The organism is Pseudoalteromonas sp. KS88 (assembly GCF_004766475.1).
Lineage (GTDB): Bacteria > Pseudomonadota > Gammaproteobacteria > Enterobacterales > Alteromonadaceae > Pseudoalteromonas.
The window spans coordinates 91,507-116,848 of the sequence record NZ_PYHV01000009.1 but is presented as its reverse complement, the minus strand read 5'-3'; the positions used below and the strand labels follow the sequence as shown (position 1 = coordinate 116,848).

Genomic DNA, 25,342 nt, shown 5'->3' with positions numbered 1-25,342 from the left:
GCAATGAGTATTGAAATTAATGTACCAGATATCGGTGGCGATGAAGTTGAAGTAACCGAAATCTTAGTGAGTGTTGGCGACGTTGTTGAAGTTGACCAATCACTTCTTACTGTTGAAGGCGATAAAGCGTCAATGGAAGTACCGGCTGCGCAAGCGGGTACAGTTAAAGAAATTAAAGTAAGCGAAGGTGACACGGTTACCACTGGCTCTTTAATTATGATTTTTGAAGGCGAAAGTGCAGGCGAAGAAAAAGCGCCAGAAGCGCCGGCTAAATCTGAAGACGCAGCACCTGCTGCCTCTTCAGGCTCAACGACAAAAGAAGTGACCGTGCTAGATATCGGTGATGATGAAGTTGAAGTCACAGAAATCATGGTTTCAGTGGGCGATAGCGTAGAAGAAGAGCAATCTATCTTAAACGTTGAAGGCGACAAAGCGGCAATGGAAGTGCCAGCACCGTTCGCAGGTACCGTTAAAGAAATCAAAATTGCGACTGGCGACAAAGTAAAAACAGGCTCATTAGTGTTTGTTTTTGAAATCGCGGGTGGCGAGTCAGCGGCCCCTACACAAGACGAACCAGCGCAAGAATCTGCACCAGCGGCAAGTTCAAGCAGCAAAGAAGTCAACGTGCCAGATATTGGTGATGATGAAGTTGAAGTCACAGAAGTGATGGTTGCCGTTGGCGATAAGGTTGAAGAAGAGCAATCAATCTTAAACGTTGAAGGCGACAAAGCCGCCATGGAAGTACCTGCGCCGTTTGCAGGTACCGTTAAAGAGATCAAAGTAGCGACAGGCGACAAAGTTAAAACTGGTTCGCTTATCTTTGTATTCGAAGTGGCTGGCAGTGCGCCAAGCGAAGCGCCAAAAGCAGAGAAAAAAGCTGCTGAAAAAACTGAATCAAAACCTGCACAAAAAGAGTCTACGCCAAGTGCTGCTCCTGCAAAAGCCAGTAATGAAAGCTTTGAGAACAACAGTGCTTATGCTCATGCATCGCCAGTTGTACGTCGTTTAGCCCGTGAGTTTGGTATTAACCTTGCGAACGTAAAAGGTTCAGGCCGTAAAAACCGTGTTATTAAAGAAGACGTGCAAAACTATGTTAAAAACCTAGTTAAGCAAGTTGAGTCTGGTCAGTTATCCGCTGGCAAAGGCAACGCGGGTGGCGGTGAGCTTGGTTTAATCCCTTGGCCAAAAGTTGATTTTGCTAAGTTTGGTGAAATCGAAGAGAAGAAACTGTCTCGTATTCAAAAGCTTTCGGGTAAAAACCTACATCGTAACTGGGTGCAAATCCCTCACGTTACCCAGTTTGATGAAGCTGATATCACGACTCTTGAGCAATTCCGTAAAGAGCAAAACGCACTTAATGAGAAGAAAAAGCTCGGTGTTAAAATAACGCCATTAGTATTTGTAATGAAAGCAGCGGCAAAAGCATTGGCTGAGTTCCCTACATTTAACTCGTCGTTATCTGAAAACGGTGAAAGCTTAATTCTTAAAAAGTACATCAATATTGGTGTAGCGGTTGATACGCCAAATGGTTTAGTTGTTCCAGTATTTAAAGATGTTGATAAGAAAGGCATCATTGAATTATCACGCGAGCTGATGGATATCTCGGTTAAAGCGCGTGAAGGTAAGCTTACCTCTTCTGATATGCAAGGTGGTTGTTTTACTATTTCAAGCTTAGGTGGTATTGGCGGTACGGCGTTTACGCCAATCGTTAACGCACCAGAGGTTGCTATTTTAGGTGTTTCTAAATCTGAAATGAAACCAAAATGGAATGGTAAAGAATTTGAGCCTAAATTAATGGTTCCACTTTCAATGTCATACGACCATAGAGTGATTGACGGTGCACTAGCGGCACGCTTTACTGTGACCCTTGCAAGTTACATGAGCGATATTCGCCAACTAGTGATGTAATGCAGTAACTGATGCATCTAGTTAAATAAATAGAATCAAATCCCAGCCAGTTGTTTTTTGCTGGGATTTTTACCATTTGCAATGATACACTATTGGTATATTTGCATAAATTTTTGATCTGCTCTGGCTTTCTGCCCATGCAGAAACATGGCAGTTAAACTTTAGGGCAGTGTCCCGTTCAAACAATTAAGGTAATAGCATGAGCAATGAATTAAAAACTCAAGTTGTTGTACTAGGCGGTGGTCCTGGTGGTTATTCTGCGGCTTTCCGTGCTGCTGACTTGGGCTTAGAAGTAACATTAGTAGAATCTCGCGATACATTAGGCGGTGTATGTCTAAATGTTGGTTGTATCCCTTCAAAAGCATTATTACACGTAGCTAAAGTAATTGATGATGCTGCTGAAATGTCATCTCATGGTGTTACTTTTGGCGCACCACAAATTGACTTAGACAAAGTTCGCTCTTGGAAAGACTCTGTTATTGGTCAGTTAACTGGCGGCCTTGACGGCATGGCTAAGATGCGCAAAGTTAAAGTGGTTTACGGTTATGGTAAATTCACTGGCAGCAACACAATCGCAGTTGAAGGTGCTGATGGTGCAACAACGATTACGTTCGACAACGCTATTATTGCAGCCGGTTCACAACCAGTAAACTTACCTTTCATCCCTGAAGATGACCGTGTAATTGATTCAACTGGCGCACTAGAGCTTAAAGATGTACCTGAAAAACTACTTGTACTAGGTGGTGGTATCATCGGTCTTGAGATGGGTACTGTGTACCGTGCACTAGGTTCAAACATTGATGTTGTTGAGTTTGCTGACCAGCTTGTTCCTGCTGCTGATAAAGACATCATCAAAATTTACCAACGCTACGTTAAAGACAAGTTCAATGTAATGCTTTCTACCAAAGTAACTGGCGTTGAAGCAAAAGATGACGGTTTATATGTAACGTTTGAAGGCAAAAATGCACCAGCAGAGCCTGTACGTTACGACAAAGTACTTGTTGCTGTTGGTCGTACACCAAATGGTAAATTACTTGATGCAGATAAAGCGGGCGTTAACGTTGATGAGCGTGGCTTCATTAATGTTGATAAGCAACTTAAAACTAATGTTGATAACATTTTTGCAATTGGTGACATTGTTGGTCAACCTATGCTTGCGCATAAGGCTGTTCATGAAGGTCATGTTGCTGCAGAAGTTATTTCTGGTCAAAAACATTACTTTGATCCTAAGTGCATTCCTTCAATTGCCTATACTGACCCAGAAATCGCATGGGTAGGTGTTACTGAAAAAGAAGCTAAAGAGCAAGGTTTAAGCATCGAGACAGCTGTATTCCCATGGGCTGCTTCAGGTCGTGCAATTGCATCTGCTCGTACTGAAGGTTCAACTAAGCTTATCTTTGATAAAGACAGTGGCCGCGTAATCGGTGGTGCTATGATCGGTATCAATGCAGGCGAAATGCTTGGTGAAATCGGCCTAGCTGTTGAAATGGGCGCTGATGGTGAAGATTTAGCACTGACTATTCACGCTCACCCAACATTGAACGAGTCAATCGGCCTTGCTGCTGAAATCTTTGAAGGTTCAATTACTGACCTACCAAACAAAAAAGCAGTAAAAAAGAAGAAGTAAACTCTTTTAGTTAACTGTTTAAAAACCCAGGCCTCGGCTTGGGTTTTTTGTTTTTATAGCCGTCAGCCGTCAGCCGTCAGCCGTCAGTTTNNGATAGCTGATAGCTGATATCTATTCCCGCTTTTTTTAGCTACAATATGCGCCGAACATTTTTTAGGTATTAAATCACGTGACTAACCGCTCTTCTAATTCAGTACTTGCCTTACGAGCACAGCAAATTAGTGAATCTCGACGTGAGTTCAATGCTCGCGGCGGTAAAATGGACCGCTGTGAACAATGCTTAATTGCAAAACATTACTGTATTTGTGACGGAACAGAGCAAGCACAATGTGATGCCGCAGTATGTATGCTGATGTACCATAATGAGAGCTTTAAACCTTCTAATACAGGGCGTTTAATAGCTGAAATAGTGCCTGACAACTACGCCTTTCGTTGGGACAGAACAGAACCTGATGAAAAGTTATTAACGTTATTGAACGACCCACAATATCAGCCTATAGTGATTTTCCCTGCCTCTGATGTTGAAAATACCTCTCGCGTAATTACACAAGTGCAAGCGCAGCCAAATAAACGTCCTTTGTTTATCTTTTTAGATGGCACGTGGCGTGAAGCAAAAAAAATGATCCGTAAAAGTCCTTACCTTGATGACTTGCCAGTGCTATCAATCAGCGCTGAAAAACTCTCTGATTACCGCTTGCGTGTTGCACCGCATGATCACCAGTTAGGAACAGCTGAAGTGGCAATAATGGTGTTGGCATTAGCTGGTGAGAATGACGCGGCGACTAAGCTTGAAAAACACTTTATGAAGTTCCGTGACGCGTATTTATTAGGTAAAAGAAATAAGGGGCGGCCGCAGTAAAACTTGTATCGATAATGATAAAAGGTAGGCTTTTTGAGTAGTGAATTTTAGACAAAAGAAAAGCGCGTACTATCTCTAGTCGCGCTTGCGGAATCTTCTAATTTTCTGCATCCTGCAATTGAACTTAATCAACTCCTAAACTTTACTAATCCATGTTATTGCGCTGTTACTTATTCGTTCTGCACAATTTAGGCTATCCGGGCCTATATCCAATTGTATCCATACTCCATTTTGGTAATCTCTATTACCCGTCCTTTACGCATCGTCCTGACGCTATCCTTTAACTAAACAGTTCCCTTGCGTTGCCTTTAAGGCCTGTCCATGTTTCCGCTTTTTTTACATCCTGTATAACAACTCTCCTTAGAGCCCTGTTGTTAGTCCATTTCGCATCATCATGATGCTGTCCTTTTATACCAATCCCTTGTGTTACTCTTCCTGAGTCTGTCCGTGTATCCTAGTTCTCCAACTAAACCTTTAGTAACGATCGTTGAGTAATCATTCCTTGTTGCAAACTCACCAAAGCTGCCTGCTTAACCGATGAAGTAAGTATAGAGAGTTTATGCAAACAAAATAGGCTAAAAACAACATTAAAAACCTTGTTGCTTGTATTGAAATTTATTTTAATTAATATTAATCAGTCGTTTAGGTTTTTTTTAAGTCGTAATTCGTCATCTTTATACTCAATAGCTGTCAACAACGTAAGAGATATCTCACAACCAACTTCTGTATATGCCCTCAAGCTAGATTTTAGGTGCACTTTAAGTGGGGAAAAGGTATTATTGATTGATAATAATTACTATTTGTGCGAGCACGATTTATGAAAAAAACATTAGCAGTTTTGATTGGACTTACAGTAGCAGCTCCTGCTTTGGCTGATGATGCTGTAAACATTTATTCTTTTCGTCAGCCATTTCTGATCCAACCTATTCTGGATGATTTTACTAAGCAGACGGGCATTGAAACCAATGTCGTTTTCGCTAAAAAAGGGCTTATTGAACGAGTTAAGCGCGAAGGTAAACACAGTCGAGCAGATCTAGTTTTAACGTCCAATTTTAGTGACTTAGTTCAGTTAGATGAACTTAATTTAACACAAACAATTAACAGTGAAACGGTTAATGAAAATGTGCCTGCAAAGTTTCGTGATAATGAAGGCCAGTGGATTGCATTAACAAAGCGGGTGCGAAATGTTTATTCTTCTAAAGAACGAGTGGGGCAGTTGGCTGATTTAAGTTATGAAGATTTAGCCTTACCACAATATAAAGGAAAGCTGTGTACTCGTTCAGGTAAGCATCCATACAACTTAGGCCTTGTTGCTTCTATGATCGCGCATCATGGCGAAGCGCAAACAAAGCAATGGCTTGAAGGTGTTAAAGCGAATTTAGCCCGCAAGCCCCAAGGTAATGATCGTGCACAAGTGAAAGCTGTAAAAGAAGGATTATGTGACTTAGCTTTGGGCAATAGTTATTACTTTGGCAAGATGATTCAAGATCCAGCTCAAAAAACATGGGCTGATGCTGTAAATATAAACTTCCCAAATCAAGATAATCGCGGCTCACATATTAATGTATCTGGTGTGGTAATGACCAAATACGCTAAAAATCCAGAAAATGCCTTGAAACTCATTGAGTTTATGACCGACAATAAGGCGCAAAATATGTATGCCTCGGTCAATATGGAATATCCAGTTAAACCAGGTGTGGAATTATCAAGTTTAGTGGCATCTTGGGGTAACTTTAAGGAAGACAGTTTACCGCTGGATGAAATTAGCAAATATCGTCCGTTAGCGCTTAAGTTGATTGATGAGGTGAAGTTCGACCTTTAATGAGTTTAAAATTTTCACTGTCTCGATGGCAGTTATTTGCGTGGGTTATCGGTATAGTTCTGGTAACTCCGCTATGCTTTCTTTTATTTGAATCGCTGCAAGGCGATTCCGATGTTTTTAGCCACCTTTGGGATACCGTGTTGTGGGATTACGTACGCAATACTTTATTGCTGATCCTGGGTGTCTGTATTGTTAGTAGCGCAATCGCATTACCGCTTGGTTGGATCACCGCTTATTGTGACTTTCCCGGTAGAAAACAATTTGAGTGGGCGTTAATGCTGCCCCTTGCTATGCCAACCTATATAATTGCCTATGTATATACCGATTTATTTGATTATGCAGGGCCGATTCAAGTCTCGCTTCGAGATTGGTTTGGTTGGCAATCCCCGAATGATTATTGGTTCTTTGATATCCGAACGTTGCCCGGCGCGATTATTATGATTGCACTTGTGCTATACCCATATCTCTATTTAATTTTTAAAACCGCGTTGCGTGAGCAATCATTTAAGTTAGTACAAGCTAGCCAAATTATGGGGTTGTCACCGTTAAAAAGCTTTTACCGTGTCAGTATGCCGTTAGCACGAGGTGCTATCGTTGCAGGACTGGCGTTAATTAGTATGGAAACAATGGCTGACTTTGCCACTGTTAATTACTTTGCGGTGAGTACACTTACAACGGCTGTGTACGATACATGGCTTGGCTATTACTCCTTAACAGCGGCTGCTAAAATATCCGGTATTATGTTATTAATGCTATTTTTAGCGTTAATGTTAGAGCGCTTCAGTCGCCGTGAGCAAGCTGTTTATGAACGCCAATCAGGTGTTAATAGTGAAACACTGTATAGTCTAAAAGGGTTTTACGCTTGGCTAGCGACACTGTTTTGTTGTGCCGTGTTATTTTTTGCCTTTATATTACCTGTAGCTGTGCTGCTCAATTATGCTTTTGCGTATGCTGATCAAGCATGGAATGATGCGTTTTTCTTATATGCTTGGCAAAGTTTTAAAGTGGCTGCAATAGTGTGTGTTATCACTATTGTATTAAGTTTGCTGGTTGTGTTTTATCAACGCATTGCTAAACATCAATATCCATTGCTCCCAGGCCGCTTAGCCAGTACGGGCTACGCTTTACCCGGCACAGTTTTAGCTATTGCAGTGCTATTACCTTTAACACTGCTTGATGATCGTCTTAATGTTTGGCTGGAGCCATTTGGGGTTTCCCCTGGTTTACTACTAAGCGGTACTTTATTTGCGATAACCTTTGCATATGTTGTACGATTTTATGCCATAGCACATGGGGCTATCGAAGCGAGTTTTATGCGTATTAGTCCTTCGTTAGATATGGCGAGCCAATCAATGGGAAAAAGCCAAGGACAAACGTTAAGAAAGGTGCACATTCCTCTGCTGCGCCGTGGTATTCTAACCGCTGGTTTGCTGGTATTTATCGAGTGTATGAAAGAGCTCCCAGCAGCATTGTTACTCCGGCCTTTTAATTTTGAAACCCTCGCAACGCATGTGTTTCAATATGTCAGTGACGAGCAGTTAGAGCTTGCATCAATTTCAGCGCTTTCGATTGTTTTAGTGGGGCTTATCCCGCTGTATTTTGTTAATCGCTCAATGGAGCAACATAGTTAGATGAGTAGTTTAGTTTTAGAAAATTTATCGTACCAATATAACGGTACTTCAGTGATTAAACACTTAAACTTAACTGTTGCAAAGGATGAGATTGTTTGCCTGCTTGGTGCTAGTGGCTGTGGTAAAACGACCACACTAAAAGCGATTGCAGGTATTATTGAAGCGAAGCAGGGAAAAGTATTTATTGACTCAAAGTTAGTGTCGGATGAGCAATCATTTTTAGCACCAGAGCATCGCAATATTGGCATGATGTTTCAAGATTATGCGTTATTTCCGCATTTAACCGTTGCTGATAATATCGCATTTGGCTTAACGAACATGAGCAAAATACAAAAAAAAGAACGTGTGACTGAAATGCTAGAACTAGTTCATTTAGCTGGGTGTGCAACACGTTTTCCTCACCAACTATCTGGTGGGCAGCAGCAGCGCGTAGCCATTGCTAGGGCACTCGCTTACAAGCCTAGTTTACTGTTACTCGATGAGCCATTTTCCAATATCGATACGCAGGTACGCTTTGAGTTAATCGCAGATATTCGCCGCATTATAAAAAATCAGCAAGTCTCTGCAGTATTTGTAACTCATTCAAAAGAAGAGGCGTTTGCATTTTCAGATAGCTTGGCCATCATGCACGAAGGTAAAATTGCGCAACAGGGCCCGCCAGAGCAGCTTTTTAGTATGCCAAACTCAAAGGTAGTTGCGGAGTTTCTTGGTCAGGGCATATACTTAGATGCGAAAGCAATTTCAGCTACAGAGTATTCAACCTGTTATGGGCAGGTTAAATCCTTGCAAGCACATAACCATAAACTGGATGAAGGGCAACTATATATTCGCCCACATCATTTAGTTTTATCTGCTGTCTCACAATCTGATAGCCATTCAGTGACCATACTAAGTCAGCGCTTCATTGGCTCTTCAAATGTATTTAAGGTGGCATTATGTGGTCAAGAGATAGAAGTTGCTGCCGAGCTAAGCCAGCCATTTAATGTAAATGAGCAGGTAACAATAAAAATAAAACCACACACGGTAAATTTTTTCGCTGATTAGTTATTAAAGTGTAATGCTGTGTACAACCGAGAGTTAAGGAACCACCATGGCGCAAGCGCAATCAGGGATTTGTGCTGAAGCAAACTTACACGGTTTGCATTTATTTTTTAATGTATTTGATGGTCATGACGAGTCACTACGTAAAAAGCTAAAGCGTGTTAGCATTATTCAAGATGAGTTTTCAGATCAGTTTTCAGAGTCAATGCTCTCAAGCTTTGTAGCTGTAGGCGCGCAATACTGGCCCCACATACTCCCTGAGTTTATTCCTAGTCAATTACAAAGCTTCCCTAATATTACTCACAATGATCATGTTATGGCAGCGCAGCCATTTGATCTGTTTGTTCAGATCCGCTCAGACAGAGAGGATGTAAATCACTTATTTGCGTTACAGATTCTAAAGTTATTTTCACCCGATGTTGAGTTAGTTGAGCAAGTTCGTAATTTTAGATTTTTAGATGGCCGTGATTTTAATGGTTTTATACTCGGTGGTGACACACCCCATGGAAGGCAAAAGCGGGCCACTGCATTAGTTGATAAAACAAATCACTTTGAAGATCAGGGAAGCTACATACATGTGCAACGATATAAGCATGATTTAACTGTTTGGCAGCATTTATCATTACATGAACAAGAGCAAATAATGGGGCGGACCCGCCTCGATAATACGCCATTGAACCCAGAGGTTCAAACTAGCCATGCTGTACGAACAGAGCTCAAAGATGAACAAGGGCATCCATTATTGCTTAATCAAAGTATGCCATATGGGGATGTTTACGAGCAGGGAGTGTTAGCAATACACTGTGCTGCAAAGGGAAGTGTATTTGAGAAAGTGCTGCAAAGTCGTTTGGGGCAAGGGGAATGTTATGACCACTGGCTTGATTTTACCCAAGCGGACATGGGATCCGCATTTTTTGCCCCATCGATTAATTTTTTAAAGCAGTTATAACTTAACCTGAAGTTTGGGTTAGTTATACAGTATCAAATAAGATTCGCACGCGTTCCAATGTTACGTCAATTTCAGATATTTTGGCTGGTGCTATAAAGATGGTGTCGTCACCTGCAATCGTTCCTAACACGCCATCAGCTTTACCTAATGAGTCTAATAAGCGGGCAATTAATTGCGCAGCACCTGGGCTTGTACGAATGATAATCATCATTTCATTATGCATGATATCAATGACTAATTGACGAAGTGGACTTTTTGCTGTCGGCACGCCCATCTCAGCTGGTAAGCAATAAACCATCTCTTGTTTAGCGTTACGAGTTCGTACGGCGCCAAATTTACTTAACATGCGTGACACTTTACTTTGGCTTATGTTATCAAAACCTTGGTCTTTTAATGCGTCAACAATTTCACCTTGGGACCCAAAATTTTCTTCTTTTAAAAGTGATTTAAAAGCTTTAACTAGCGCTTCTTGTTTATCTTGTGGTTGCATGTTGTTGTCTGCTTTGTTATTTGATGCTCTAAATTCTACACAAAAATGCATACTTATGCAGTAGTTGTTTTTATTACTGAATAAAAGGCATAAATAGCTGCTTGAGATTGATTTATTATCCCTTGCTCAAGTTATTTACAACTATGGTCGAAATTATATGCAAAATAAGCAGGATAAATTTGTCTTTAGGCGTTAATTTCTTTATCTTAGTGCCACAAATATTTTCTACCTTAAATTACGGAGAATTCCAATGAAAGTTGCTGTATTAGGTGCTGCAGGCGGTATCGGTCAAGCGTTGTCTTTATTACTAAAAACAGGTTTACCAGCAGGTTCTGAGTTATCACTTTATGATGTTGCCCCAGTTGTTCCTGGTGTTGCTGTTGACCTTTCTCACATCCCGACTGATGTTAAAGTAGCTGGTTTTGGTGCTGATGCGCTAGACCAAGCATTAACTGGTTGTGACATTGTACTTATTCCAGCTGGTATGCCACGTAAGCCAGGTATGGACCGTGCTGATTTATTCAACGTAAATGCTGGTATCATTAAAACATTAGCCGAAGGCATTGTTGCTAACTGTCCTAAAGCATTAGTAGGCATTATCACTAACCCAGTAAATGGTACAGTGCCAATTGTTGCTGAAGTATTCAAAAAAGCGGGTACTTACGATGCTAACCGTGTTTTCGGTATTACAACACTTGACGTAATTCGTTCAGAAGCATTCATTGCTGAGCTTAAAGGTGTTGATGTTGCTTCAGTTAAAGTACCTGTTATTGGTGGTCACTCAGGCACAACAATTCTTCCATTACTTTCTCAAGTTGAAGGTGTTACTTTCACTGATGAAGAAGTTGCGGCACTGACTCCACGTATCCAAAATGCGGGTACTGAAGTAGTAAATGCTAAAGCGGGTGGTGGCTCAGCTACATTATCAATGGGTGCAGCAGCAGCACGTTTTTGTATGTCTTTAGTAAAAGGCCTACAAGGTGAAGACGTGGTAGATTATGCATACGTAGCTGTTGAAGATGGTGATGCAGAATACTTTGCTCACCCAGTACGTTTAGGTAAAAATGGCGTAGAAGAAATCCTTTCTTACGGTGAGCTAAGTGCGTTTGAGCAACAAGCTAAAAACGACATGTTAGACACACTGAAAAAAGACATTCAAGAAGGTGTTGATTTCATCAACGCATAATCTTGCCATTATCGCCAAGCAGTTGGCGATAATAAAAAAGCCTGCAATTGCAGGCTTTTTTATGCTCGAAATCAAATCGTTAATTTTAGTGACTACGATCAACAGCAATACGGGCTAGGCTAACTAAGGCTTCTTTGTAAGGCGAATCAGCTAACACAGATAAACAAGAAATGGCTTTATCTGCTTCTTCGTCTGCTTTATTCATTGTAAACTCAAGCGCATTTGTTTCACGCAGAGCGCATAGAATTGCTTCTAAGTGATCCATTCCGTTACTGTGCTCTATAGCGTCGCGGATTAACTGAACCTGCTCAGCATTACCCTGTTGCATTGCATAAATTAAAGGCAGGGTAGGTTTACCTTCTGCGAGATCATCCCCAATATTTTTGCCTAACTGTTCGGCATCGGCATTGTAATCAAGTACATCATCTACTAATTGAAATGCGGTGCCTAAATGCATGCCATAAAGGTTAAGTGCTTTTAGCGTGGCTTCGTCTTGTTCAGTAATAACTGCTGCAAGTCCGGTCGCTGCTTCAAATAGCTTCGCTGTTTTTGAGTAGATAACCTGCATATAGCTGTCTTCAGTCGTGTCAGGGTCATTGCAGTTCATTAACTGTAGGACTTCGCCTTCAGCAATGACATTTGTTGCATCAGCAAGTATTTGCATTACTTGCATTTTGCCAATACCAACCATGAGTTGAAAAGAACGAGTGTAGATAAAGTCACCAACAAGAACACTTGCAGCATTACCAAATTCAGCATTTGCTGTTGGTGTACCACGGCGTAAGTTAGATTCATCAACAACGTCATCATGAAGCAAGGTTGCGGTATGAATAAACTCCACAATCGTTGCCAGCGTAATATGATCACACCCTTTATAGCCAAGTGCTTTAGCGGCTAAAATAGCCAACATAGGGCGAACTCGCTTGCCACCGCTATTAACTATATATAAGCCAAGTTGATTGACTAATGCCACATCAGAGCGCATTTGTGCGTGAATAAGTTGATTGACGTCATTCATATCGTTTTCGATTAACGCCTGGATAGCTTTTATATCCATTGATCTCCGAGCCAATTTTAATGGGTATACGGTGCTGATTGTACAACAAAAAACGCGCTTGCTCGATATTTTGTGACAATTCGCTGAAAAAATAGGTTTAAAATACTAAATTTAGCCTTTATTACACAAGATAACTTAAAAGTGGTGATAATTTGCGTGGTTGTTTTTTGCTCATTAGGTGATATTTAGTTGCTGTAATTTATTTGTCATCATGTACAAAAAAGCACTTGGCATAATGCTAATTTAATATAAAATAGGTGAAAATATTGAATTGCTCTCAAAGCAGCTATTTTTTATTCATTTAATTAAAAAACGGGCTTGCTAGTTTTTGCACATTAGCGTAAACTTCGCGCCCTATTGAAGAATATTTTAGTTGCGTCGATTTGAGGGCGCACAGACGGAGTTAATTATGTACGCGGTTTTCCAAAGTGGTGGTAAACAGCACCGTGTGACTGAAGGTCAAACAATTCGTCTTGAGAAATTAGACGTTGAGACTGGTGCAGCAGTTGAATTTGATTCAGTACTTTTAGTTGCTGATGGTGAGAAAATCGAGATCGGTGTACCGTTCGTAAACGGTGGTAAAGTAACAGCTGAGGTTGTTTCACATGGTCGCGGTGAGAAAATTAAGGTTGTTAAATTTAGACGCCGTAAGCATTCTCGTAAGCAAATGGGCCATCGTCAATGGTTCACAGAAGTTAAAATCACTGGCATTAGCGCTTAATTAGAGGTACTTAGAAATGGCACATAAAAAAGCAGCTGGTAGTACTCGTAACGGTCGCGATTCAGAAAGCAAACGCCTAGGTGTTAAGCGTTTTGGTGGCGAATCAGTTCTAGCGGGTAGCATCATTGTACGTCAACGTGGAACTCGTTTTCACGCTGGCTCAAACGTAGGTATCGGTAAAGACCACACTATCTTCGCAAAAGCAGATGGTAAAGTTCAGTTTGAACAAAAAGGTCCTTTAAACCGTAAATACGTAAGCATCGTATCTGAGTAATCAGAGCCGGTTCTTAAAAAACCCCGCCTTTGCGGGGTTTTTTGTTTTAAGCTCATCAAACTATATACCCAAGTGTTTTTATGCAGAGTGTGCTCAATAGGCCACTTAGGTATATAATAGAGTTATTAACAAGCCAATCCTAAAGTGAGTAATCATGAAGTTTGTAGATGAAGTAGAAATTCGCGCAGAAGCTGGTGACGGTGGCAGCGGTATCGTGTCTTTCCGTCGTGAAAAATATGTGCCGGACGGTGGTCCTGATGGCGGCGATGGCGGTGACGGTGGCAGTGTTTATCTACAAGCAGATGAAAACTTAAATACCTTAATTGATTACCAGTTCGAGCGCTTTCATCGTGCTGAGCGTGGTACGAATGGTCAAAGCCGTAATTGTACTGGTAAAAAAGGTGAAGATCTTTATATCAAAGTGCCTGTGGGCACGCGTGTAACTGATGTTGATACACAAGAGTCATTAGGCGACCTTACTCAAGATGGTCAGCGTTTAGTGGTTGCTAAAGGTGGTTTTCATGGCTTAGGAAACGCACGTTTTAAATCAAGTACTAACCGTGCACCGCGCCAAAAAACGTTAGGCACGCCAGGTGAAGTGCGCATGCTTAAGCTTGAGCTAATGCTATTAGCTGATGTGGGCTTGCTAGGGTTACCAAATGCAGGTAAGTCTACTTTTATCCGCAGTGTATCTGCTGCAAAGCCGAAAGTTGCTGATTACCCGTTTACAACACTTATCCCGAATTTAGGGGTTGTTAGACCTGATGCAAATAAGTCTTTTGTAATTGCTGATATACCGGGTCTAATAGAAGGTGCTTCAGACGGAGCTGGTTTAGGAATTCGATTCTTAAAACACCTTGAACGTTGCCGTGTGTTATTACACATTATTGATATTATGCCTGTAGATGGCTCGAGCCCAGTTGAGAATGCGTTTGCTATTATCAATGAGTTGCATCAGTACAGCCCGAAGCTTGCTGAAAAGCCACGTTGGTTAGTATTTAATAAGATTGATCTACTCCCAGAAGATGAAGCACACGCATTGTGTGAGCAAATTGCAGAAGAGTTGGGTGAAGAGACAAATATCTACCGTATTTCTGCAGTTAATAAGCAAAATACACAAACGCTTTGTCATGAGATCATGGCACTGCTTGATAGCATGCCAAAAGAGAAGTTTGTTCCAATCGAAGATGAAGAGGTTGAGTTTAAGTGGGATACGTACCACAAAGATGCAACCAAAAATACCGATGACGATGATTGGGAAGATTGGGATGAAGACGATTACGATGTAGAAGTTGTCTACGAGCGTTAATACATAATAAATTTTAAAAGGAGCTTACGCTCCTTTTTTCTTGGATAGTAAAAAAGCATTAGGTGGTTTTGTGAAAATTTCAATGATTGCAGCAATGGCTAATAATCGTGTTATTGGTAATGACAATAAAATGCCATGGCATTTACCTGCTGACTTACAGCACTTTAAACGTGTGACGATGAGTAAGCCGGTGATCATGGGGCGAAAAACATTCGAGTCAATTGGGCGCCCACTTCCTGGAAGGCAAAATATCATCATTAGCCGTAATGAAGCGTATAGTGCACCTGGTATTGAGGTAGTGACATCACCAGATGAGGCATTAGCATTAGTTACAAATACTGATGAGGTTATGATTATTGGTGGTGGAAATATTTACCAGCAATTTTTAGAGAAAGCGACTACACTTTATTTAACGTTTATTGAGCTGGATGTAGCTGGCGACACTCAATTTCCCGATTATGAAAAAGTAGCCAATTGGCAGGTTGTTGAAGAGCAAGTAAACGCACCCGATGATAAGAATTTACATCAGTATAAATTCGTAACTTTAGATAAAGTTGAGTAACATTATTGCGATTAATCTTATAGATTGGTACAATATTAAGCAATCGATATAGGTAAAAAGTATTACTTAAGGGTCTTTCATGGTTAAATTATCAACATTACTAGTTGTTACTGCGGTGGTTTCTGGGTCTTTTGCTTTTAGTGCACCAGCTAAAGCCAATGATCAGTTAGCTGTGTCTATTTGTGAGTATATAGCTGCAGATGATAAAAATCGCCTTCGTAGCAAGTTAAAAAGCTCTCGTGTGAAAATTCGTAACGTATACGATGCAATCCAATGTAATGGAAATAACTTAGTACGTCATGCAATTGCGAGCAATGCAGTTGATGCTGGTGAGTTTGTTGTAAAGAACCTTTCTAAAAGCTCTTTAGCAGATGGCGCGGATATAGCGTGGGCTGAATCTAATGGCCATGGCGGTTCAGCGCTCATCGCAGCAATTAAAGACCGTGCTGGCTTATAATAACCTTATAGGTTACTAGTAAAAACCGCGTTTATCGCGGTTTTTTTGTGTCTATTACTTATATACTTTAATCTATTTATATAACTTTGAGTGAAATCTTTTAAGGATCTAGCCCATTGATTACATGCTGGCTAGTTAGTAGGTCATGAGTACTATTCTTTTTCTGCATCTATATTTTAATCTAACGTTACGCTAAAGTGGGATATGTATAGAGTAAGGGAAGGCTATAAATGCTTAATCGATTAAAGGGATGTGCTACCAAGGGGCTGTGGCAGTCATTAGCAATTTTAATTGTAATGTTTACTGCTGGGCCAGAGGTAGTAATTAGTATGGAGCTAATGGCCTTAGTAGAGATAATGGGTGCTTCCAGTTTTGTATTAATGTATTTTTCGGGGCTAAGATTAGCATGTAAAAACACGGCTAACAGACTCAGCAAGTTTGAATGCTACTCTCTCTTCTTTATTCCAAGCTTTGCGAACCTAAAGCAAATGCCTGGGCTTTTATACCACACCATTCCACACCGGCTTTGCGCCATCAGTTTTTTAACCTTAATAACAGCTGTAGTGTTACTTAGCTATTTTCAACTATTTTATGCTGTGTAAATTAGTTATTAAAAAACCGCATTTGATTTCTCAAATGCGGCTTTTAACAATTTTATTTAACGAGGGTCTGTTGATCTTTGCAAATTTAACCTTGCAAGGTTAACAAACCCGAGTAAATTACACTTTAAATTCATCAACAGATAAACGTAGCTCTTCAGCTAGTTTAGCAACTTCTGAACTTGATATATTAGTTTGATTTGCACCCTCAGCGGTTTGTTCTGCAATAGCAACAATCGATTCAAGTCGCTCACTAATTTCTTGAGATACTTGTTGTTGCTCCTGTGCTGCTGTTGAAATCTCTTCACTGACATCATGGGCTTGTGCCACTGCTGCAGTAATTGAGTCTAGGGCTGTATTTGCTAAATCAGATTGCTCAACACATGACTCAGCTTGTTGCTTGCCTTTTGACATTGCAGAAACAGCAGCCTCAGCACCGCTTTGTAACGACTCAATCATAGCTTGAATCTCTTGAGTCGACTCTTGTGTCTTGCTAGCAAGAGAGCGTACCTCATCAGCTACAACGGCAAAGCCACGACCTTGCTCACCTGCACGAGCAGCCTCTATAGCAGCATTAAGTGCGAGTAAGTTGGTTTGATCAGCAATCCCACGTATAACATCAAGAATACTACCAATTGATGCACTGTCTTGGTGAAGCTTATTAATAACTTGCGAAGCATCGTCTACCTCGCGTGCAAGCTGTTCGATTGTTGCTTTGTTTTGGCTTGAAATACCTTTGACGCGGTCAGCTTCTTTATCTGCATTTTTTATTTCTTTAAGTGCTTGTTGAGCACTGCTGCTTACAGTTTGAGATGTACTACTCATTTCGGTAGTTGCAGTTGCAGCCTGTTCAACCTGCGCTTGTTGATTACGAATTGCTTGGCTAGATTCGCCAGTAATCGCTGATGTTTCTTCTGAAGCTGCTGCAAGCTGAGTTGAACGCGAAATAATACCTCTGATCAAGCTTCTCAAGCTGTCAATAAGCGTGTTACAGCTGCGAGATAGTTCACCAAACTCATCCTGTGCTGAATCGTCAAGGCGTTGCGTCATATCGCCGCTCGCTACAATATCAAGTACACGGTTAACTTCCGCCAATGGTTTGGTGATTCGGCTAACCGTAATATACGCAACAATGATAGCAAGTAGGGTGGCGCTTATCATACCTACCCATGTCCATAAATTTGCTGAGGTTACATCACTACTAACGCCTTTTTGCAATTCAAAAGCAACGTTACTCGCTTGACTCACTAATTCATTAAGTTGTTTAAGCGCCTTCGTTGTTGCTGTTTCAGCATCTGCCAGCTCCGATTTAGTCAGTGCTATTGTATCAATTAAGCGTTTTTTGTTAGCCGATAAGCTGTTATTACCTTTTACATTATCTTTAATTGATACAAAGTAATTATTTAAATCATCAAACAGGTCTGGGTCATTTGCTTCAACCGCAGGCTTTAGTAGGTTAATACTTCTTTCTATTTCTTCAAGGAAGTAAATTTGTTCATTTTTTACTATATCAAGCGTATTTTGTGTTTTTACCGTGAGCATATCCGTGCTGGTTGTTACTAAAGATAAAAAGTTGTTCTCAAGCATATTTGCAGCTTGATATGCACGAGAGTCACTTTCTTCAAGGCCATCAATATCAATGATATCTAGCACAACAGAGTTGGCATCCTCAGCCGCTAGTTCAATAGTTTCCAACTGCATTTTCAGCTCTTTATTAAGCCTTAGTTCAGATGCTTTATCGTTTAATAAGCTCTCGACTGATGCGATAAACCCATTGTAGGTTAACTCTACATCACGACTGCTTTGACTTAGTTGAGCATTGTTAGCAACCACTTGCTTGAGTTGAGACTGAGAACGGTCGAATCGTACTTTACGCTCTTGTAGCGATTTTTTTATTGGTTCCAACTCTGCGGTAGATGTAGTGTAAAAACTAGCCTGTGCAGCCTTACTCATAAGGATGAACTCAACCTGGAGCTCTGAGCTTTCTTCTAAAGCAGGCAAAGATAACTGGTTGACCTGTTGCGCAGAGTTATTAATGTTTGCAATTCTGAACAGAGAGTTCCCACCAATTAAGAGAAGCAATAAGGTGATACAGATAAATCCACCCCAGATGCGTTGGCTAACAGTTAAGTTCATATGAATTTCCATAAAAGAGTAATGATTAGACTTTATCGGCTTAATTGCAGATAAGTTAAGTAATTAAATTTAATTACTTTTAACATTTATTATACTAAATCTAACAGAGAATGGCTTTTTTTTCAGTTAATTTAGATGAATTGATTAGAATTAACACTAAAGGATTGTTTATTTTTAAGTTCCATTAGTGTCATTTCCCCACCCCAGACACAGCCTGTGTCTAGTGCATGTAAATTTGGTAAGGGGGTTTTCCCTTCAAGTGCGGCCCAATGACCAAAAACAATATCACAATTCAATGATTGAAAACGTGGATGAGAAAACCAGGGGACTATTGTGTTTTTGTCATCAATTGCGCCTTTGGATTTTAATTCTAACTGCCCATCTAGGGTTAAAAAGCGCATTCGTGTAAAGTAGTTAACAATAAAACGAAACCGTTCAATGTCTGTTAGTTGTTTACTCATGTGTGGCGGGTGCTGTGCGTACATCCCCATTAAAAAAGAGTTTACTTCATCGCTTTGGTAGCATTGTGTGGCAAACTGAGCATGTTTAAGTGCTTTAGATATTGACCAGTCGGGGTTTAAACCAGCATGAGAAATGAACGTTTTGTATTTTTTTAACCATATCGCGAGTGGTTGCTGGCGTAAAAAATGAATATAGTGAGAAAGTTTCGGTGAGCTAAAAACAGCATCTAGGTTATCTTTAGGGTTAATAGACTTGCCTAATAAGTAACATGCAATCATATGTAAATCATGATTACCTAATGTAATTGTCACGCTGTCTTGGTTTTTGTAAAGATACTCTAGGCAGGCAAGGGATTTTGGGCCCCTTGCTACAATATCGCCGACCAAGTATAGATGATCTTTAGCTGGGTTAAAGTTTACCAACGTTAACAAAGCTTGAAATTCATCATAGCAGCCTTGTAGATCGCCTATAGCATAGTCAGCCATATAGCTCAGTGCAGAATATTAGGTTGGGCTAATCTAAACACATTGATTGGCGCATCAAATTCAGTGCCGAACTCATTCTTTAATGTGTAATAACCTTGCATGGTCCCGACAGGGGTTTCAATGACAGCACCACTGGTGTATTTGTAGCTTTCACCAGGAGCTATAGTTGGTTTTTCGCCAACTACACCTTCACCTTGGACTTCTATTTCTTTGCCGTTGGCGTCAGTTATCAACCAATAGCGGCTTACTAATTTTGCACTGCATAAACTATGGTTTTTAATGGTTACCGAGTAGGCAAAAACGTATTTATCAAGCTCAGGTTGAGATTGTCCTTCGACATAAAAAGTTTCAACTGTCACTTTTATGGGTGACCCCAAATTACTGCTTGTTGTCATAAATCCAGTTAGCTATATCAATAAATTGTTGTAATGAAAGGTTTTCAGCGCGAAGAGTGATATCAATGCCAATACTTGTCAGCTCATCGGCAGTTAATAAATTACCCAAGCTATTACGAAGCGTTTTTCGGCGTTGGTTAAACGCTTCCAAGCATACAGTATTGAGTATTTTTACACTTTTAGCTGTGCGTTGTTCTGGTTTTTTCGGGATGAGACGAATTACTGCAGAGTCAACTTTTGGTGCAGGCTTAAAGCACTCAGGTGGCACCTCAACAACTGGCATTGCATTACAGTAATATTGTGTCATAACACTTAGACGACCAAACGTTTTACTGCCAGGGCCTGCAACCATGCGTTTTACGACTTCTTTTTGAAGCATAAAGTGCATATGTTCAACGTTGTCTGCAAATTCAAATAAATGAAACAGCAATGGTGTTGAAATATTGTAAGGCAGGTTGCCAAAGACTTTTAATTTTTTGTCGTCACGAACCAAGCTTGAAAAATCAAACTTCATCGCATCACCTTGATGCACGGTTAATTTAGGGCCCAAAAAAGGGTGCTCTGTTAAACGTTGTGCAAGGTCTTTATCGAGTTCTACAACAGTTAAGTGACCACTTAACTCGCTGACAGGTTCAGTGATAGCGCCCAAACCAGGGCCGATTTCAACAAGGTTGTCTTCAGGTTTCGGATCGATTGCAGTAACTATTTTATCGATGATTGATTCATCAAATAAAAAGTTTTGCCCAAAACGTTTACGGGCGCGGTGACCTAAGTGTACTTTATCTGTCATTGATTCTGTGCTTTTTCATGGGCGAGCTTAATTGCTTCGCGGATCGCTAATTCAAAACTACCAACATCAGCATCACCTGTACCAGCTAAATCTAGCGCTGTACCGTGATCAACTGACGTGCGAATAAAAGGTAAACCTAAAGTAATATTCACTGACTTACCAAATCCTTTGTATTTTAGCACAGGTAAGCCTTGATCGTGATACATTGCAAGCACGGCATCTGCTTGTGATAAATATTTATCTTGAAACAGTGTATCAGCAGGAAGAGGACCTATTAGGTTCATACCTTGGTTATTTAACAACTGTAGAGTCGGCGTGATTGTTTCAATCTCTTCGCGGCCTAAATGACCATCTTCACCTGCATGCGGGTTTAACCCACAGACTAAAATTCGTGGCTTTTCGATACCAAACTTTGTTGTTAGGTCGTGGTGCAAGATACCTGCAACTTTAGATAACCGTTCGACAGTGATAGCGCGTGACACATAAGCAAGGGGAATGTGCGTGGTGACTAAAGCAACACGCAGGCCTTCTGTAGCCAACATCATGACAACATCAGGGGTATTTGATTGCTGAGCAAAATACTCAGTATGGCCGCTAAATGAGATACCAGCTTTGTTAATAATACCTTTATGTACAGGGCCAGTTACAACAGCATCAAATGTCCCATCCATATTTTTTTCTGATGCTATACGCAAAGTATCAAGCACGTATTGGCCATTTAGATCATCAAGCACACCTAGCTGAACTTCAGATCCTAAATCGACTTGGTGTAAAAATACACTGCCGGCAGGGGCGAGTGATGCAGGTGCTGATTCATCAAAGGGAATTAGATTAATGGTTAACCCAAGTTGTTTCGCTCTCTGTTTCAGCATGTGACCATCAGCAATCACTACAAGCTGAGCTGGCCAATCATGTTGAGCTAGCTTAAGTAATAAATCAGGGCCGATCCCGGCGGGTTCGCCGGGGGTAATCGCAATACGTAAAGTCATTGGTTAGTCTTCAATTGGGAAAATATCAACATGGGCTTGTTCGCGCATTTCTTGCTGCCAGTTAAAGCTTTCTTCTTTAAATTTACGGTTAAATAACATGCCGTGAGCACGGTTGCGCTTAGCAAGTTCTGTCTTATCAGCTACGCGCTTATCTAGCAGCTGCACTATATGCCAACCAAATGTAGTTCTAAATGGGTCACTAATTTCATTTTGATCAAGTGAAAGTAATGTATCTCTAAAAGCAGGAACGTATGTTGTTGGATCTGTCCAATCGTACTCACCGCCTTTAAGTGCAGAGCCTGGATCTTCAGAGTACTCTTTAGCTAACTCACCAAAGTCGGCCGTACCTTCACGTAATTCTTTGGCAAAACCATTAAGCATTGAGCGCGCTTTCTCTTCACTTAAAATAATTGATGGTTTGATTAATATATGACGTGAGCGAACTTCTGTTGTTTCAACAACCTGACGTCCACGGATATCTTGAACTTTAACAATGTGAAAACCTGCACCGGAGCGAAGAGGCCCAATGATTGCGTCTTTTTTAGTGCCTTTAACTGCTTCTGCAAACAAAGATGGCATTTCATTGATACTCATCCAACCTAGCTGGCCGCCTTCAAGCGCCTTTGAACCGCTTGATGAAGAGATAGCAATACGCTTAAATTCTTTACCGTCTTGTAAGAACTCAATGACTTTATCTGCACGTGTTTTTGCGCTGCTGATTTCATCGGCAGTAGCATTGTTTGGAATATCAATTAAGATATGACCAATATCAAACTCTTCAGTATTTTGACCTTGGCTTTCCATTATTTTTAATAAGTTATCTACTTCTTGTGGGCTTATGTAGATACGACGATCTACATTTGCACGCATTACTTGTTGTGTCGTAATCTCTTTGCGTATCTCTTCTCGATACGATTGAAAGCTTTCGCCTGATTCTTCAATCGTGCGGCGCAAATCAGCAATAGAACCACCTTGCTCTTTTGCCATGCCAACTAATGTTTGATCAAGTTGACTATCTGAAATTTCAAGGCCCATACGCTCAGCAAGTTGCATCATAAGCGTTTGGTTAACTAAGCGCTCCATCGCTTGAATACGTAATGTTTCATCTGATGGAAGTTGCTGGCCTTGCTCTTTAGCCTGCATTTTTACTCGGTTAACAATAGTGTCTACTTCACTTTGTAAAATGACACCTTGATTAACAATGCCGACTACTTTGTCAATTTCTACAGGTGCTGCGATAACGTTCTGGCATAAACCAAAACCTAATAATGCTGATGCTAATAATTTTTTTAAATTCATACTTTTTCTAATACTCTGCTAATACTAGTTATTAAGAAAATACGGTCTACGATAGCCAAAAATACCTTGTTGTAATAATTTTTGTGCATCATAACGGCTTTTACTACCTAATCCTTTCAAGACAATATTAAATCCAATGCTTGAGTCAAATGTAGCTTGTTCTTGGCCTATCGACTGATTTAAATCAGTTTCGATTTGGCGACGGGCTGTGAGTTGAAAAGCCCAACAGCACGATTCATATTGCAATCCACTGAATATCTCAATGCTACGTCCGGTATCAAGGTCGCGGTGGTAGCTATTCACAAATTGCCATTGTTCACTAATTGGGAAGCTAGTAAATAGGCCAACTTGTTCGATTGTATTGCCTGAGACATCATTTGCATAGCGATGGTTCAATTGGACTAACTGATTATTATCGCCTTTGTAGTCTAAAGTTACATTAGACTGAATAATTTGCTTACCATCGGCGTCATATTGAACCCCACCTGATAAATACCAACGTCGGTGCCAATGTACCATGGTTTGTGCTGCAAACAAGGCATTATAGTTAGTATTAGGGTTAATCCCTTGCGCCGAAGGTTTGGCTGAATCATTCAAATAAAATATTTGGCCGGCGCTGAAGTTGAATAACTCTTCATTACTCTCACTAAACAACCGAGTGGTTGCACCGAGCGTAAATTGATTGGCAGATGCAATACGGTCTACGCTCGAAAAACGTTTATCACGAAATAAACCAAAAAAGTCATCTTGGAGTTTTGTTGTATCGTACAGGCCGATATCGGATTGATCTTTATCTGGCGTGTACAGATATTGCATCTGGGGTTCAAGAGTTTGAATCCCATTCTTAACGAGAGAGGTGTCACGCTCAAAATTTAACTGACTATACAAGCGCACCTTAGGTAATGTTCTCGATACTGAATCGGCATAGTCACTGCCCGCTAAGTCACCTTCTTGCTTATAATTGGTGTGTAATAAACTAAATTCAGATAAGAATGACCATGCGTATTCTTGATAACCATAGCTCGCCTTTGGTTCTAGGTGAAGCCGGGTGGCTTTATCAATAACTGCATCACTATTTGTGAAATGACTGATTTCGCCATCAAGCGTAAATTCAACGCTACTTAATTTATATGGTTCTGTTTGCGAAAAGCCAATTTGTGGCCACGCAGCATAGGAATCAGAATGGTTACCTAGCACTTCAAAGTTTTGCACTTTTATATCTGTGCGCCAACGCTCGCCTAAATAAGATAAAGACCCTGTACGATATAGTTGAGTGTCAGTACGCGTTGCATAATCTGAACCTAAATCAGTCAAATAGTTATCATCGCTGACGTTTGTTATATCAATATTGGCGCGCCATTTGTCACCAAAATAGCTTTGTTGTTGCCAATGAAATAAGAAACGCTCTTTTAGTTGTGGCTCCGAATCGTCCTTTTGTAAAAACTCCAGCCCTAACAAGCCGTTACTATTTTCAGTTAAGTAACGGAATTCATTGATAAGCTGAACCCCTTTTTTAGACATGTAACGTGGTGTAATTGTGGCATCAAAATTAGGGGCTATATTCCAATAATAAGGGGTTATGGTTTCAACACCGTAGCGGTCTGAACTGGAAATATTAGGAGTTAACAACCCTGATTTACGGCGATCATCAATTGGGAAAGTAAAGTAGGGTAGATAAAGTACAGGCGTATCCATTATACGCAACACCATATCATGTGTTTCCCCCCAGCCACTTTCACTGGATAATAAAATCTCTTCGGCTTGAATTGCCCATAAAGGAGTGTCGTTTGGGCAGGTAGTAAAGCTTGCATTCAGTAAGTTTAAGCCAGACTGATTAATAGTTAGCTTCTCAGCGCCACCGTGACCTTGTTGCTCTGTTAATTTGTAATCAGCACCAAGCAAACTAATCTCTGAGTTGTTTAAATCGGCATTGAGCCCTGCACTATTAACTTCACTAATTGCATCGCGATAGATAATCGGTCCCGTAGCATTTAGTAAGCCACGTTGTTTGTCAATTAATGCACTTTGTGCGGACAAACTCATATTAAGGGTGTTAATATCAACGTCGCCAGTAAATTCAGCGCTTTGTGTACCAAGCAGCTCTATATCATCTGAACGGATATCGACCATGCCAAGGTCAAGGCCAATAAGCGGTTGCCAAGCACTGGTTTGCATTGAATTGCCACAAAAGTTGTGTGTCAGTTCAGTTTCGGCAAGCGATGGTGCGCTCAGTACGCTTAGCATCATAATGCCCCAGGTTTTGCTCATTTAATAACCTTAATATGGTGTCTTTG

The 25,342-nt window shown here is 40.6% G+C and carries 22 protein-coding genes; 13 read left to right on the top strand and 9 right to left on the bottom strand.

The genetic code is table 11. The features are described 5' to 3' along the window. The first annotated feature begins 3 nt into the window (after positions 1-3). The 7 genes from aceF to C7Y70_RS06205 all read left to right on the top strand — a co-directional run bounded on the left by aceF (position 4) and on the right by C7Y70_RS06205 (position 9,837). Complete coding sequence (gene aceF / locus C7Y70_RS06235) at positions 4-1,908, top strand: pyruvate dehydrogenase complex dihydrolipoyllysine-residue acetyltransferase (RefSeq protein WP_135473783.1); 1,905 nt, start codon at positions 4-6, stop codon at positions 1,906-1,908. A 199-nt stretch (positions 1,909-2,107) separates the two neighbouring features. Continuing rightward, the gene (lpdA, locus tag C7Y70_RS06230) at positions 2,108-3,535 is read left to right on the top strand and encodes a dihydrolipoyl dehydrogenase (RefSeq protein WP_099294698.1); all 1,428 of its coding nucleotides are present in this window, start codon (positions 2,108-2,110) and stop codon (positions 3,533-3,535) included. 169 nt (positions 3,536-3,704) lie between these two features. Next, positions 3,705-4,394 (top strand): tRNA-uridine aminocarboxypropyltransferase, encoded by a 690-nt coding sequence (locus C7Y70_RS06225; protein ID WP_135473782.1) that lies wholly within the window; start codon positions 3,705-3,707, stop codon positions 4,392-4,394. Positions 4,395-5,211: 817 nt separating this feature from the next. Then, positions 5,212-6,216 carry a Fe(3+) ABC transporter substrate-binding protein gene (locus tag C7Y70_RS06220; RefSeq protein WP_135473781.1) on the top strand — a complete coding sequence of 335 codons (1,005 nt, stop codon included), beginning with the start codon at positions 5,212-5,214 and terminating at the stop codon, positions 6,214-6,216. Continuing rightward, positions 6,216-7,847 carry an iron ABC transporter permease gene (locus C7Y70_RS06215; protein ID WP_135473780.1) on the top strand — a complete coding sequence of 544 codons (1,632 nt, stop codon included), beginning with the start codon at positions 6,216-6,218 and terminating at the stop codon, positions 7,845-7,847. The genes C7Y70_RS06220 and C7Y70_RS06215 overlap by 1 nt, the downstream gene beginning before the upstream one ends. Continuing rightward, positions 7,848-8,891, top strand: a complete 1,044-nt coding sequence (locus C7Y70_RS06210) for an ABC transporter ATP-binding protein (protein ID WP_135473779.1) — start codon at positions 7,848-7,850, stop codon at positions 8,889-8,891. Between the two features lie 46 nt (positions 8,892-8,937). After that, positions 8,938-9,837 (top strand): Dyp-type peroxidase, encoded by a 900-nt coding sequence (locus tag C7Y70_RS06205; protein WP_135473778.1) that lies wholly within the window; start codon positions 8,938-8,940, stop codon positions 9,835-9,837. A 22-nt stretch (positions 9,838-9,859) separates the two neighbouring features. Here C7Y70_RS06205 and argR read toward each other — a convergent pair whose 3' ends face one another. After that, positions 9,860-10,327, bottom strand: coding sequence for a transcriptional regulator ArgR (gene argR, locus C7Y70_RS06200; RefSeq protein ID WP_002957753.1), 468 nt, complete (start codon positions 10,325-10,327; stop codon positions 9,860-9,862). Positions 10,328-10,577: 250 nt separating this feature from the next. Between argR and mdh the strand changes: the two genes are divergently transcribed. Beyond that, a complete protein-coding gene (gene mdh, locus C7Y70_RS06195; RefSeq protein ID WP_099294685.1) occupies positions 10,578-11,513 on the top strand; it encodes a malate dehydrogenase in 936 nt (311 codons plus the stop codon). 85 nt (positions 11,514-11,598) lie between these two features. On the opposite strand, the gene ispB is transcribed toward mdh, so the two are convergent. Continuing rightward, on the bottom strand, positions 11,599-12,570 hold the full coding sequence (gene ispB, locus C7Y70_RS06190; protein ID WP_135473777.1) for an octaprenyl diphosphate synthase: 972 nt from the start codon (positions 12,568-12,570) through the stop codon (positions 11,599-11,601). A 409-nt stretch (positions 12,571-12,979) separates the two neighbouring features. On the opposite strand from ispB, the gene rplU reads away from it, so the two are divergent. From rplU to C7Y70_RS06165, 5 genes are all read left to right on the top strand, one after another. Beyond that, entirely contained in the window at positions 12,980-13,291 is a 312-nt protein-coding gene (gene rplU, locus C7Y70_RS06185; RefSeq protein WP_004587921.1) for a 50S ribosomal protein L21, read from the top strand. Positions 13,292-13,307: 16 nt separating this feature from the next. Next, positions 13,308-13,565 carry a 50S ribosomal protein L27 gene (gene rpmA / locus C7Y70_RS06180; RefSeq protein ID WP_058561666.1) on the top strand — a complete coding sequence of 86 codons (258 nt, stop codon included), beginning with the start codon at positions 13,308-13,310 and terminating at the stop codon, positions 13,563-13,565. Between the two features lie 154 nt (positions 13,566-13,719). Then, a complete protein-coding gene (cgtA, locus tag C7Y70_RS06175) occupies positions 13,720-14,874 on the top strand; it encodes an Obg family GTPase CgtA (protein WP_099294680.1) in 1,155 nt (384 codons plus the stop codon). A gap of 70 nt (positions 14,875-14,944) precedes the next feature. After that, the gene (gene folA / locus C7Y70_RS06170) at positions 14,945-15,436 is read left to right on the top strand and encodes a type 3 dihydrofolate reductase (protein ID WP_180270387.1); all 492 of its coding nucleotides are present in this window, start codon (positions 14,945-14,947) and stop codon (positions 15,434-15,436) included. 79 nt (positions 15,437-15,515) lie between these two features. Beyond that, positions 15,516-15,893, top strand: coding sequence for a DUF3718 domain-containing protein (locus C7Y70_RS06165; RefSeq protein WP_135473776.1), 378 nt, complete (start codon positions 15,516-15,518; stop codon positions 15,891-15,893). 719 nt (positions 15,894-16,612) lie between these two features. Here C7Y70_RS06165 and C7Y70_RS06160 read toward each other — a convergent pair. The 7 genes from C7Y70_RS06160 to lptD form a co-directional block, all read right to left on the bottom strand. Then, complete coding sequence (locus C7Y70_RS06160) at positions 16,613-18,628, bottom strand: methyl-accepting chemotaxis protein (RefSeq protein WP_099294669.1); 2,016 nt, start codon at positions 18,626-18,628, stop codon at positions 16,613-16,615. A gap of 131 nt (positions 18,629-18,759) precedes the next feature. Beyond that, entirely contained in the window at positions 18,760-19,575 is an 816-nt protein-coding gene (locus C7Y70_RS06155) for a symmetrical bis(5'-nucleosyl)-tetraphosphatase (protein WP_135473775.1), read from the bottom strand. 5 nt (positions 19,576-19,580) lie between these two features. After that, entirely contained in the window at positions 19,581-19,970 is a 390-nt protein-coding gene (gene apaG, locus C7Y70_RS06150) for a Co2+/Mg2+ efflux protein ApaG (protein WP_099294662.1), read from the bottom strand. Beyond that, positions 19,954-20,760: a 16S rRNA (adenine(1518)-N(6)/adenine(1519)-N(6))-dimethyltransferase RsmA gene (gene rsmA, locus C7Y70_RS06145; protein WP_099294660.1), complete on the bottom strand. Its 807-nt coding sequence runs from the start codon at positions 20,758-20,760 to the stop codon at positions 19,954-19,956. Before rsmA ends, apaG begins: the two co-directional genes overlap by 17 nt. Beyond that, a complete protein-coding gene (gene pdxA / locus C7Y70_RS06140; RefSeq protein ID WP_135473774.1) occupies positions 20,757-21,749 on the bottom strand; it encodes a 4-hydroxythreonine-4-phosphate dehydrogenase PdxA in 993 nt (330 codons plus the stop codon). The genes rsmA and pdxA overlap by 4 nt, the downstream gene beginning before the upstream one ends. A gap of 3 nt (positions 21,750-21,752) precedes the next feature. After that, positions 21,753-23,060 carry a peptidylprolyl isomerase SurA gene (surA, locus tag C7Y70_RS06135; RefSeq protein ID WP_305396047.1) on the bottom strand — a complete coding sequence of 436 codons (1,308 nt, stop codon included), beginning with the start codon at positions 23,058-23,060 and terminating at the stop codon, positions 21,753-21,755. Between the two features lie 12 nt (positions 23,061-23,072). Then, positions 23,073-25,316: an LPS assembly protein LptD gene (lptD, locus tag C7Y70_RS06130; protein WP_135473773.1), complete on the bottom strand. Its 2,244-nt coding sequence runs from the start codon at positions 25,314-25,316 to the stop codon at positions 23,073-23,075. Positions 25,317-25,342: the final 26 nt, after the last annotated feature.